Origin of the sequence: Roseateles chitinivorans, from assembly GCF_050632235.1 — a bacterium.
In the GTDB taxonomy this organism is placed as follows: domain Bacteria; phylum Pseudomonadota; class Gammaproteobacteria; order Burkholderiales; family Burkholderiaceae_C; genus Roseateles; species Roseateles chitinivorans_A.
Map to the genome: position 1 here is coordinate 3,042,222 of NZ_CP192584.1, position 11,438 is coordinate 3,053,659.

Sequence of the window (11,438 nt, forward strand, 5' to 3'; positions counted from 1 at the left end):
CCGGGCGGCGCGCCAGGGAATCGGAGGTCCACGCATGGACGACATCCATCTGATGACGGTGTTCGTCACCGTCTGCGACGGACTGAGCTTCGCGGGCGCGGCCCGGACGCTGGACCTGTCCGCCGCCGCCGTGACGCGGGCGATCCAGACGCTGGAGCGCCGTCGCGGCGTGGCGTTGCTCGTGCGGCACACGCGACGCGTGACGCTGAGCGAGGCTGGCCGGCGCTACCTGGAGGACGCGCGCACCATCCTCCGCCTGATCGCCGAGGCGGAAGCCGGGGCCTCGGACGCGAACGTGGTGACCCGGGGCCACCTGCGCGTGACGGCACCGGTCGTCTTCGGGCGGCTGTTCGTCGTTCCCGGGATCGCCGACTACCTGCGGCGGTATCCCGAGATGACGGTGTCCGCCACCTTCGTGGACCGGACCGTCAACCTGATCGACGAGGGATTCGACCTCGCGATCCGCATCGGCCAGTTGCCGGACTCCGGCATGAAGGCCCTCAAGGTCGGCGAAGTGGGACGGACCGCCTGCGCGTCCGCCGACTACCTGTCCCGTCACGGTGTTCCTCGACATCCCACGGACCTCCACCAGCACCGGACCCTCGCGATCGACGTCTCGGCCCAGCAACTCGTCTGGAAATTCGGATCACGGCAGTCATCGATCGCCGTCAAGCTCAAGCCCGTCTGCGGCTTCACCGGCAGCGATGCGGCCATCGCCGCGGCTGAGCTCGGTCTGGGCATCGTGTACCTGCCGACCTATCAGTTGAAGGAGAAGATGGCGAGCGGCGCGCTCACGCCGGTGCTGACGGCCTTCGCCGGCGACACCGTGCCCATCCATCTGCTCCATCGGGAAACCCGGTTCGGCTCATCCAGGGTCCGCCACTTCATCGAACTGCTGGCGGAGCGACTGCGCGCGGAGCGGCTGTCGTGCTGAGCGGGTGAGCGTCCCGGCCGGATAACGACCGGATAACGACCGGGTACGGACCGATCAGAAGGTCAGGACCGTGTAGCCGTCGGCGATCAGCTCGCCGATGCTCGGCAGACCGGAGGTGCCGGGCACCTGGTTGACGGAGATCAGGTCGAAGCCGTTCTTGATCGCCGCGTCGCGCGCGCCGAACACGTCCGCGCAGCCGCAGGACACGCCGGCGACCTTGTCCTCGACGGCGGCGAACAGGCCGTGCACCGGATGGTCCGGCTGCTTCACGACGCCGGCCCAGCGGGTGCCGGTGCCCTGGAAGTAGATCGCGACGTCCGTCTTGCGCTGCTTGAAGTCGTAGGCGGTGGCCAGGCCGTTGAACAGGCGGCCCAGGGCTTCTTCTCCGCCATTGGCGTCCGAGAAGATGAAGATGGCGACTTTCATGGGAGTTCCTTTGAGTGATGACCGGAATCGACAGTCGAATGAGTGGCAACTGACGAACGGAATCGTAGGGAAGACGCCCATTCGCGGAAACGCCGTGGCCTGCAAGTCATCGTTGCAGATCGCGTGATGGTCGCTTGTCCAGGAAGTCCTTGGACAGGGCCTTGTCAGGCCTTCATTGTTCAGCCGGCTGAATGATCAATTCGCTCCGCGGCCATTGGTGGCGCGCATTGCCATTCATAGACTGCTCGTCACGTGATCTCCCTTCATTCACCAGACGATTCTTTCAGCCATGAAACTCTATTTCTCTCCCGGTTCCTGTGCCTTGGCTTCCCAGATCGCATTGCGGGAGGCCGGACAGGACGTCGAATTGATCAAGGTCGATTTCGCCACCAAGACGACGGTCGACGGCGACTATTTCCAGGTCAGCGCGAAGGGGCTGATTCCCGCATTGAGGCTGGATGACGGCGAGGTCCTCACGGAAGGCGCCGTCATCCTGCAATGGATCGCGGACCAGCATCCGCAGTTCAGGCTGCTGCCCGCGTTCGGGACCCGGGAGCGCTATCGCGCCATGCAATGGCTCAACTACATCGCGACCGACCTGCACAAGGGCATGGCGGTGATGTTCTCGCCGTTCGTGGACGAGGCGTCGAAGACCCGGTTCGCCGAAGGCAACCTGGCCAGCCGGTTCGACTACATCGAGCAGCACCTGTCCGGCAGCGACTACGTGCTGGGCGCCGAGTTCTCCGTCGTCGACGCCTACCTGTACAACGTGCTGCGCTGGCCGGTGCGCGTGAACATCGACATGTCGGCCTACCCGTCGATCAAGCGGTTCATGGACCGCATGGCGCAGCGTCCGGCGGTCCGCGCCGCCCTGAAGGCGGAAGGGCTGCCCGTCAGGTAGGTCCCGGCGCCACGCGCGACGTCACGCCCGACGTCACGCCCGACGTCATGCAACCTTGAGAATGATCTTGCCCTGGATCCCGCCGCGTGCCGCGCGCTCATGGGCCTGCCGTGCGTCCGCCAGCGCGAACGTGGTGTCGATGGCGACCCGCAGCCGGCCCTCGGCGAGGAGCCGGCTCAACGCCTCCAGTTGCGAGCCGCTCGATCGCACCTGTGTCGATGACACGGTGATCCCAAGTCTCGCTGCTTCATCGGCCCCATCGAACCCCAGCGGATACACCGGGAAGAGGGCGCCGCCCCGCTTGAGCGTGCGCAGGAACCTTGCCGTCGTCGGCCCGCCGAGGGTGTCCAGGACCAGGTCGAGATCGCGCGCGACGGTCTCCGGCGGCGTGACCGTGTAGTCGATGAAACGGTCGGCGCCCAGGTCGCGCACGAACTGCTCATGCCTGCCTGATGCCACGGCGATGACCTCCGCGCCGGCCCGTTTCGCCAACTGGATGGCGAGGTGGCCCACGCCGCCGCCCGCGCCATTGATCAGGACCTGCTGGCCGGAGAGCGGCACGGGCCGATGGGACGCAGGCTGGAAGGGGTTGGGCTCGTCATGGCCCAGCTCGATGAGGAACTGCCAGGCCGTGAGGCCGGCCATCGCCGCGCCGGCCGCGTGCGCGTGATCGACCGCGGCGGGCTTGCGCGCCAGGTCCGTCACCGGCGCGGCCACGTACTCGGCATACGCGGCGCTCTCGCCAAAGCTGGGGAACTTCACCATGCCGAACACCTCGTCGCCGACGGCCAGCGCCGTGACGTCCGCCGCCACGGCCGCCACGACGCCTGACACGTCCGACCCGGGGATGACCGGCAGGTCGACCGGGGGGCGCCAGTCCGCGGGGAGGCTCCGGTAGCCGTCGCGCAGATACCAGTCGGGCGGATTGAGCGCCACCGCATGGACGCGGACCAGCACCTCGCCGGGCTTGAGCGTCGGCCTCGGTGCGTCTTCGTAGCGCAGCACCTCCGGGCCACCGAATGCGTGGATCCGGACGGCCTTCATCGTGTCTTGGGTCATCACTGCTTCCTTCTTGAATGGGGAGGGACGACACCGCTGGGGTGTCCCGAAGTCGCAGTGTGAATATTCGCCGCCGGTTTGATAATCCGGGCACCGATCACTTGTTAAGTGCCATGACGGAACAAATCACCCTGGAGCGCCTGACCGGCATCGTCGCGTTCGCGCGGGCCGCCTCCCATGGCAGCTTCACCGCAGCGGCGCAGTCGCTCTCCGTCTCGCCGTCCGCGGTGAGCAAGACGATCCAGCGGCTGGAGCAGCAGCTCGGCCTGCGCCTGTTCACCCGCACGACCCGTTCGCTGGTGCTGACGCCGGAGGGGCGGGATCTGCACCAGCGCGCGCTCGAGCTGCTGCGCGCGGCGGACGACGTGGTGCAGTCGGCGGTCGCGGCCAAAGCCGAGCCCGCAGGCACCTTGAAGATCGCCGCGCCGCTGCCGATCGGCACGCGTCTGCTGGCGCCGGCGCTCCCGGAGTTCCGTCGACGCCATCCGAAGCTCAACATCGACCTGCGCCTCGGCGACCGCTACGTCAATCTGATCGAGGAGGGGGTGGACGTCGCCATCCGCATCGGCAGCCAGCCGGACTCCACCTTGATCTCGCGCGGCCTGTCGCCGGTCCGGTTGAGCGCGTTCGCCTCACCGGGTTATCTGGCCGCGCGGGCACGCCGCGCCGGCCCGAGGACCTGCGCGATCATGACTGCGTGAACTTCCGCTACCAGACCACGGGCCAGACGCTGGTCTGGCAGTTCAAGGTCGGACAACGCATCGTCGAGTTCACCCCCGAGGCGGCCATCGTCCTGGATGTCAGCGATGCGGTGGTGGAAGTGCTGGCTGCCGGCGGCGGCGTCGGCATGGCGGCCTCATGGATCGCGGCGCCCTACGTGGAGCGCGGCCTGCTGGTGCCGGTCCTGAGCGAATGCGCGGTCGACCGCACGACGATCACCGCCGTCTGGCCGGAGAGCCGGCGGGCGAATCCTGGCGTGAAGGCCTTCGTCGCCTTCCTGGAGGAGGTGTTCCCGACACCGTCCCCCTGGGATGCCGTGATCGCCGCCCGGCCGGCCTCAGCCTGACAGCTTCTGCGCGAACTGCCAGCCCAGTTCCGCCATCGGCTTCGCGCCGGCGCCGGCCTCGCGGGCCTGCTGGCTGGAGGCGGTGCCGTCCTCGACGCGCTTGGCGATGCCTTGCAGGATCGCGCAGATGCGGAACAGGTTGTAGGCGAGGTAGAAGTTCCAGTCCTTCATCACCGTCGCCGCATCGCCGCGGCCGGTGCGTTCGCAGTAGCGGCGCACGTAGTCGAGCTCGTTCGGGATGCCCAGCGGCGCCAGGTCCACGCCACCGAGACCGCGCGCGGCGCCGCTCTTGCGGATGTGCCACGACATGCAGTGGTAGCTGAAGTCCGCCAGCGGATGGCCCAGCGTCGACAGCTCCCAGTCCAGCACCGCCAGCACGCGCGGTTCGGTCGGGTGGAAGACGAGGTTGTCCAGCCGGTAGTCGCCGTGCACGATCGCGACCTCGCGCTCGTCGCGCGCCGAGTCGGGGATGTGCGCCGGCAGCCACTCGATCAGGCGGTCCATCGCCTCGTTCGGCCCGGTGATCGTCGCCTGGTACTGCTTGCTCCAGCGGCCGATCTGGCGCTCGAAGTAGTTGCCCGGCTTGCCGTAACCCTCCAGCCCCAGCGCGCGGAAGTCGACCCGGTGCAGCGCGGCGATGACGCGGTTCATCTCCTCGTAGATCGCCGTGCGTTCCTCGTTGGAGGCACCCGGCAGCGTCTGGTCCCACAAGACCCGGCCCTGGATGAATTCCATGACGTAGAAGGCGCGGCCGACGATGGATTCGTCCTCGCACAGGGCGAGCATGCGCGGCACCGGCACGTCGGTGTTGCTGAGCGCGCGCATCACGGTGAACTCGCGCTCGATCGCGTGCGCCGACGGCAGCAGCTTGGCCACCGGCGCCGGCTTGGCGCGCATCACGTAGGTCGCGCCCGGCGTGATCAGCTTGTAGGTGGGATTGGACTGGCCGCCCTTGAACTGCTCGATCGTCAGCGGGCCGGCGAAGCCCTCGATCTCGCGCGCCAGCCAGGCGGCGAGCGCCTCGGCGTCCATCGTCTGCGACGGGGCGCGGGTGCCGGTGAAAGCATCGTCCACAAGGTCTCCTGGAGTTGTCGTGATTCGTGATCGACGCGTCCCCGGAGCCCGCCGCCCTGCGCAGGCGGCGACGATCCCGGGACGCTCAGCGGTTGGCGATGGCCAACAGCTTTTCCTTGCTCAGCACCACCAGCCGGGTCGGCTCGACGCGCACCGCGCCTTCGCGCTCGAAGCCCTTGAGCTCCTGGTTCACGCGCTGCCGCGAGGCGCCCAGCAGCTGCGCCAGGTCTTCCTGCGCCAGCTGCAGGCCGATGCGGACCTCCTCGCCCTGCGACACGCCGTAGCTGCGCGCCAGCAGCAGGATCTGCTTGGCCAGGCGCGAGGCCAGGGGCCGGGTGTTGAGGTCTTCGACCTGGTCGAACATCAGCCGCAGCCGCCGGCAGTTCAGCCGCAGCAGCGCCTCGTAGAGCTCGGTGTGGCGTTGCAGCAGGTCGCGGAAGTCGGGCTTGCGGATGACCAGCAGCGTGGTCTCGCCGTGCGCGCTGGCATCGTGCGTGCGCGGCAGGCCGTCGAAGAGGGCGATGTCGCCGAACCAGATGCCCGGCTCGACATAGGTCAGCGTGACCTGCTTGCCCGACAGCGAGACCGAACTCACCCGCACCGCGCCCTTGGCCACGCCGATCCATTCCTCGGCCGGTTCGCCGCGCACCGACATCAGCGCGCCGTCGGACAGGCGTCTCACGGTGGCACGCGCCAGGATGTCGCTGCGCAGCGGCAGTGACAGTTTGGAAAACCACGGGCCCGTCTCGATGCTGTTGCGTTCGGAAATTGTAAGAACCGAGCTGTTCATGCTTTGTCGCTGGCGTGACAGGCCAGCCGTCTCCTGAATTGTGGGGAGAGACCGCGTGCGTGGCGGCGTCTTCCGGGTGATTTCTGGCCTATTGTGAGGGACCCACGCCGTGCCCGCGGGTGCCGCGACGATGCGCGCATGATGCGTGGGCGATGCGTATCCGGGGGAAGGAAGGGCGCTTTTCCGGGTTTGTCCCTGTAAGCGCCGTGCTAGAGTGAAACGCACACCAACAGCAACAACAGCGGGAATGGATCGAGATCTTCACGACCCGCGCGGCGCACTGCCGCCGCCCAGCGTTCTTGTGCTTGCCATCCTCATGATGTCGACGCCGGCCTGGGGCCTTGGTGTCGGCCGCCCGCAGGCGGCCTCGTCATTGGGTCAGCCGCTGAACCTGCTGTTCCCCGTCCAGCTCAATCCCGGCGAGACCGTCACGCCCGAGTGCGTGCGCGCCGAAGTGAGCGCCGGCGAGAACGCGCTGGCCGCGTCGGGCCTGCACTGGCAGGTCGAGGGCGACGGTTCACGCGTCACCGGCGTGCGGCTGCGCAGCGCGCAGCGCATCGACGAGCCGATCGTGTCGGTGCAGCTCAGCGTGGGCTGCCCCGCGCGGCTGACGCGCCAGTACACCGCGTTCATCGATCCGCCCGGCCTGAACGGCGAGCCGATCGCCGATCCGGGCGCACCGCCCGCGGCGGCCGTGTCGCCCGCGTTGCAGGCGCTGCAGGAGTCGCAGCCGCCGCGCCCGGCGGAGACGCCGAACCATCGATCCTCCGCGCCGCGCGCCGGCAACGACCTGGCGATCGCCGCCGCGGCCACGCCCGGCGCTGCCGACGGCAGCGCGGAGCGGCCGCGCCAACGGCAGCGTCGGACGGTCGAGGCAAGCCCTGGCACCGACGGTGGCCGCTCCGGCGCGTCGCGCGAGACGCGTCAGGTCCAGAGCCGGACCCCGACGCGCGAGAACCGCGAGAGCCGGGTGACGCGGGCCCCGACGCCGCGCCTGTCGCTGGAGCCCATGGAGGTGCTGCAGGCGCCCGCGCAGGCGCTGCTGGCCGCCGAGGCCGCCGCCAGTGCCGCGAGTGCCGCTGAAGACGCGCGTCAGCAGATGCTGGCGATGCAGAAGCAGCTGGCCGAGATGCAGGCCGAGCAGAAGCGCACCCTGGCCGCGATGACCACGCTGCGCCAGGAACTGCAGGCCGCGCGCGAGCAGGCCGCGAACGGCAGCAGCGCCTCGTCGGTCTGGGTGCTGGGCCTGAGCCTGCTGAGCCTGGCGCTGGCCGCGAGCAGCCTGCTGCTGTGGCGCAGCAACCGCGTGCAGAAACGTGAGGCCGGCCAGCACTGGCTGGGCGACTCCCGCCACGAGGGAGAGGGTGCCGAGACGGTGTTGCCGCCCATGCCGACCGGGCCGTCCCCGTTCACGCCCACGGATCCGCACAGTTCGCCGGCGCCGCTGATGTCGCACCTGTCGAGCGACGGTCCGGTGGCGTCGCTCGCGCCGTCGACGATCCCGATGCCGTTGAGCCTCAACGAGGAACCGACGCGCCCCGCGCCCTTGATGTCGGCCACGCCGCCCGCGCCGCCCGCGACACGCCTGCCGGCCCGCGCGCCGACGACGGCCGCGGACGACGCGCTCGACGCCCTGGCGGCGCTCGATGCGCTGGAGCCGCTGACCCTGCAGTTCGAACGCGGCGACACGCGGCCGGCGCCGCTGTCCGCCGACCTGGGCGGCGGCGGTGTCACCGTGACCGTCGAGGAACTCATCGACCTCGAGCAGCAGGTCGACTTCTTCATGGTGCTGGGCCAGGACGATGCGGCGATCGAGTTGCTGTCCTCTCGTCTGAATCATCGCGACGCGGCCAGCGGCCTGCCGTTCCTCAAGCTGATGGAGCTCTATCAGCGCCGCGGTGACCGGGAATCCTTCGATCGCATCGGGACGCGTTTTACCGAGCAGTTCCATGCCCGGGCGCCGTCGTGGAGCGACGACCTGAACGAGGGCGACGCCCTGGAGACCCACGCGGAACTCATGGAGCGGCTCGAAGCCGCCTGGTCCGATCCCGAAGGCAGCATGAGCCTGCTGCAGGATCTGCTGTCCAACCATCAGGAGTACAGCGGCGATCTGGGGCTGCCGGCCTACCGCGACCTGCTGCTGCTGTACGCGGTGGCGCGCGACCGCGCCGAGCATGAGATCGACGGCAACTCGATCGACGTCGTGCTGCCGTTGGATGCGACCGCGCCGACGGATCAGATGGCGACCATGGTGTGGCAGTCGCCGGCACCGTCGCGGACGCCGCTCACGCAGTCGGTGGACCTGGATCTGTCGCTCGTCGAGGACGACGAGACATCGCGTACACCCAAAGGGCGGTGATCGTGATTGCGGGCGGTCAGGCGTCGGCCGTCAGGCCTGCGTGTGGCCAGGCGCGGGCACTCCACGAGGCAGGGGGCATCGCGTCCGCGAACCCCCAGCCTCATTCCGGCCCCACAAGCACTCGCTGTTCGCGGGCCTGGGGAGTGCGAGTGACTCAGATCTTCTTCAGGCGCTCCAGCGCCAGATCCAGCGTCTCGTCCTTCTTCGCGAAGCAGAAGCGGATGACCTTGGCGTCGCTGCCACCGGTATAGAACGCCGACAGCGGGATCGCCGCGACGCCGATCTCGCGCGTCAGCCACTGGCAGATCTCCATGTCGCCCATCGCGGCCTGCGCCGCAGGCAGCGCGCTGTAGTCGACGCACTGGAAGTAGCTGCCGGGGCAGGGCCTCAGCACGAAGGCCGAGCCCGCGAGCCCGGCGCGGAAACGATCGCGCTTGCGCTGGTAGAAGTCGCTCAGGCCCAGGTAGGGCGCCGGATCGCGCATGTAGGCCGCGATGCCGTGCTGCATCGCCGAGTTCACGGTGAACACGTTGTACTGGTGGACCTTGCGGAACTCCGCCATCAGCGGCGCGGGCGCGGTCACGTAGCCGACCTTCCAGCCGGTCACGTGGTAGGTCTTGCCGAAGCTCGACACGACGAAACTGCGCGCCGCCAGCTCGGGCAGCCGCGACACGCTCTGGTGCGTCTGGCCGTCGTAGACCATGTGCTCGTAGACCTCGTCGCTGATCACCAGCACCTCGGTGCCGTCCAGCAGCTCGGCGAGCTGGCGCAGTTCGTCCGCGCTCCACACCGCGCCGCTGGGGTTGTGCGGGCTGTTGATCATGATCGCGCGGGTGCGCGGCGTGAGCGCGGCACGGATGCGGTCGAAGTCGGGACGGAAGCTCGACGGGTCCAGCGGCACCGGCACCATGACGCCGCCGGCCAGCGCGATGTTGGGCGCGTAGCTGTCGTAGGCGGGCTCGAGCACCACCACCTCGTCGCCCGGATGCACGATCGCGAGGAGCGCCGTCAGGATCGCCTGCGTCGCGCCGGCGGTGACGGTAATCTCCGTGTCGGGGTTGTACGCGTGGCCGTAGAGCGTCTCGATCTTGGCGGCGATCGCCTGGCGCAATGCCGGCACGCCGGGCATCGGCGGGTACTGGTTGTGTCCGGCGCGCATCGCGGCGTCCACGGCATCCAGCAGCGCCGGATCGCCTTCGAAGTCGGGGAAGCCCTGGCCCAGGTTGACCGCCTGGTGCTGCTGCGCCAGCGCCGACATGACGCTGAATACCGTCACGCCCAGTTGGGGCAGGCGGCTCGCGGGAAGGGGAGTGTGAACGCGCATGGTCGGTATCGATGAGGATCGACGGAGATCGATGAGTGGGCGGGTCGTGTGCGGGGGAGGCGCTGGACGACGCCGGAAATCAGAGGTCGTAGTCGCTGGCCTCGCCGCTCATCGCGCGCTGCAGCAGCGTGCGGTTGAGGCGGTCGGAGAGTAGTTCGGCGAAGCTGTAGACGTAGTTGCGCAGGTAGGCGCCGCGCTTGAAGGCGATGCGGGCGACGTTCTGGCCCAGCAGGTGGCCGAGCGGGCGCGAGACCAGCTCGCCGCCGGGCGGATCTTCGCGCACGGCCATCTCGGCGACGATGCCTACGCCCAGACCCAGCCGGACATAGGTCTTGATGACGTCGGAGTCGATCGCCTCGAGCACGATGTTGGGCTTGAGCTGGCGTTGCGCGAAGGCGCGGTCGATGCGGGTGCGGCCGGTGAAGCTGGGGTGGTAGGACACCAGCGGCTGCGCGGCCAGGTGCTCGAGGTCGATGCGCTCGAGCTGCGCGAGCGGATGCTCGGCGCGCATCACCAGCACGTGCTGCCATTCGTAGGCGGGCAGGGTGACGAGCTCCTCGAACTGCGACAGCGATTCGGTCGCCAGGCCGACGTCGGCGGTCTCGTCGATCAGCATCTTCGCGACCTGGTCCGGGCTGCCCTGGTGCAGGCCGATGTTGACCTGCGGGAACTGCTTGCGCAGCTGCGTGACCGGGCCGGGCAGCACGTATCTCGCCTGCGTGTGCGTGGTCGCGATCGACAGAGTGCCGACGTCCTGCTTGGAGTACTCCTCGCCGATGCGCTTGAGGTTGCCGACCTCGCGCATGATGATCTCGATGGACTTGAGCACCTGCCGGCCGGGCTCGGTGATGCTGCGCAGCCGCTTGCCGTGGCGCGAGAAGATGTCGACGCCGAGCTCTTCCTCGAGCTCCAGGATCGCCTTGGAGACGCCCGGCTGCGAGGTGTACAGCGCCTTGGCCGTCTCGGTCAGGTTGAGGTTGCGGCGCGCGGCCTCTTGGACGAAGCGGAACTGGTGCAGATTCATGGCAGGTTCATCGCAGGGTTCAAGACTCGGGAAGCACGGTCGGCGTGGCGGGGTCGAGGGGGTCGGCGGGGAGCGTGACGGCGGTGATCAGGTCCAGCGTCGCGCCCGCCATCGCGCGGATCACCGAGGGCTGTTCGCCGATGGCGTCGTGCAGGACGAAGAGCACGCGCGGGTGGGCAGCGCGCAGCGTCTCCACCAGCGGCGGCACGTCGCGGCGCACATGGCCGCTGGCGCCGAGGAACATCGGGACGATCTGGACGCGGGTGCAGCCGACCGCGACCAGCGCACCGGCGGCGGTGGCCAGGTCGGGCGCCATCAGCTCCAGGTAGGCGAGGGCGATCGGCAGGTCCGGACGCTGCGTCTGCAGTTCGGCGGCGATGGCCTGGAACGGCCCCGCCCAGGCCGGGTCGCGGGCCCCATGGGCGAAGAGCAGCAGACCGTCCATCAGCAGTCCTCCCTCGGGCGACACGTCGGTGACCCG

12 protein-coding genes are annotated in these 11,438 nt (G+C 69.0%); 5 read left to right on the forward strand and 7 right to left on the reverse strand.

The window, feature by feature from the left end:
- Positions 1 to 34 precede the first annotated feature (34 nt).
- Positions 35 to 934 carry a LysR family transcriptional regulator gene (locus ACQ859_RS13875; RefSeq protein ID WP_431266267.1) on the forward strand — a complete coding sequence of 300 codons (900 nt, stop codon included), beginning with the start codon at positions 35 to 37 and terminating at the stop codon, positions 932 to 934.
- A gap of 54 nt (positions 935 to 988) precedes the next feature.
- Here the strand turns inward: ACQ859_RS13875 and ACQ859_RS13880 are convergent, their stop codons facing one another.
- A complete protein-coding gene (locus ACQ859_RS13880) occupies positions 989 to 1,360 on the reverse strand; it encodes a DsrE family protein (protein ID WP_431258034.1) in 372 nt (123 codons plus the stop codon).
- A gap of 289 nt (positions 1,361 to 1,649) precedes the next feature.
- On the opposite strand from ACQ859_RS13880, the gene gstA reads away from it, so the two are divergent.
- On the forward strand, positions 1,650 to 2,261 hold the full coding sequence (gene gstA / locus ACQ859_RS13885; protein WP_431266268.1) for a glutathione transferase GstA: 612 nt from the start codon (positions 1,650 to 1,652) through the stop codon (positions 2,259 to 2,261).
- Positions 2,262 to 2,306: 45 nt separating this feature from the next.
- On the opposite strand, the gene ACQ859_RS13890 is transcribed toward gstA, so the two are convergent.
- Positions 2,307 to 3,320 (reverse strand): NADP-dependent oxidoreductase, encoded by a 1,014-nt coding sequence (locus ACQ859_RS13890; RefSeq protein WP_431266269.1) that lies wholly within the window; start codon positions 3,318 to 3,320, stop codon positions 2,307 to 2,309.
- 113 nt (positions 3,321 to 3,433) lie between these two features.
- Between ACQ859_RS13890 and ACQ859_RS13895 the strand changes: the two genes are divergently transcribed.
- Together ACQ859_RS13895 and ACQ859_RS13900 are read left to right on the forward strand one after the other, a co-directional pair.
- Entirely contained in the window at positions 3,434 to 4,021 is a 588-nt protein-coding gene (locus ACQ859_RS13895; RefSeq protein WP_431266270.1) for a LysR family transcriptional regulator, read from the forward strand.
- A complete protein-coding gene (locus ACQ859_RS13900) occupies positions 4,018 to 4,386 on the forward strand; it encodes a LysR substrate-binding domain-containing protein (protein ID WP_431266271.1) in 369 nt (122 codons plus the stop codon). Before ACQ859_RS13895 ends, ACQ859_RS13900 begins: the two co-directional genes overlap by 4 nt.
- Here ACQ859_RS13900 and ACQ859_RS13905 read toward each other — a convergent pair.
- Complete coding sequence (locus ACQ859_RS13905) at positions 4,378 to 5,418, reverse strand: phosphotransferase (RefSeq protein ID WP_431266546.1); 1,041 nt, start codon at positions 5,416 to 5,418, stop codon at positions 4,378 to 4,380. The genes ACQ859_RS13900 and ACQ859_RS13905 overlap by 9 nt on opposite strands.
- Positions 5,419 to 5,545: 127 nt before the next feature.
- Entirely contained in the window at positions 5,546 to 6,250 is a 705-nt protein-coding gene (locus tag ACQ859_RS13910) for a Crp/Fnr family transcriptional regulator (protein WP_431258030.1), read from the reverse strand.
- A 247-nt stretch (positions 6,251 to 6,497) separates the two neighbouring features.
- Between ACQ859_RS13910 and ACQ859_RS13915 the strand changes: the two genes are divergently transcribed.
- A complete protein-coding gene (locus tag ACQ859_RS13915; protein ID WP_431266272.1) occupies positions 6,498 to 8,609 on the forward strand; it encodes a hypothetical protein in 2,112 nt (703 codons plus the stop codon).
- Positions 8,610 to 8,763: 154 nt separating this feature from the next.
- On the opposite strand, the gene ACQ859_RS13920 is transcribed toward ACQ859_RS13915, so the two are convergent.
- From ACQ859_RS13920 to ACQ859_RS13930, 3 genes are all read right to left on the reverse strand, one after another.
- Positions 8,764 to 9,933 carry a pyridoxal phosphate-dependent aminotransferase gene (locus ACQ859_RS13920; RefSeq protein ID WP_431266273.1) on the reverse strand — a complete coding sequence of 390 codons (1,170 nt, stop codon included), beginning with the start codon at positions 9,931 to 9,933 and terminating at the stop codon, positions 8,764 to 8,766.
- A 79-nt stretch (positions 9,934 to 10,012) separates the two neighbouring features.
- On the reverse strand, positions 10,013 to 10,957 hold the full coding sequence (locus ACQ859_RS13925; protein ID WP_088408215.1) for a CysB family HTH-type transcriptional regulator: 945 nt from the start codon (positions 10,955 to 10,957) through the stop codon (positions 10,013 to 10,015).
- 19 nt (positions 10,958 to 10,976) lie between these two features.
- Entirely contained in the window at positions 10,977 to 11,402 is a 426-nt protein-coding gene (locus tag ACQ859_RS13930) for a sirohydrochlorin chelatase (RefSeq protein WP_431266274.1), read from the reverse strand.
- Between the last annotated feature and the right edge of the window lie 36 nt (positions 11,403 to 11,438).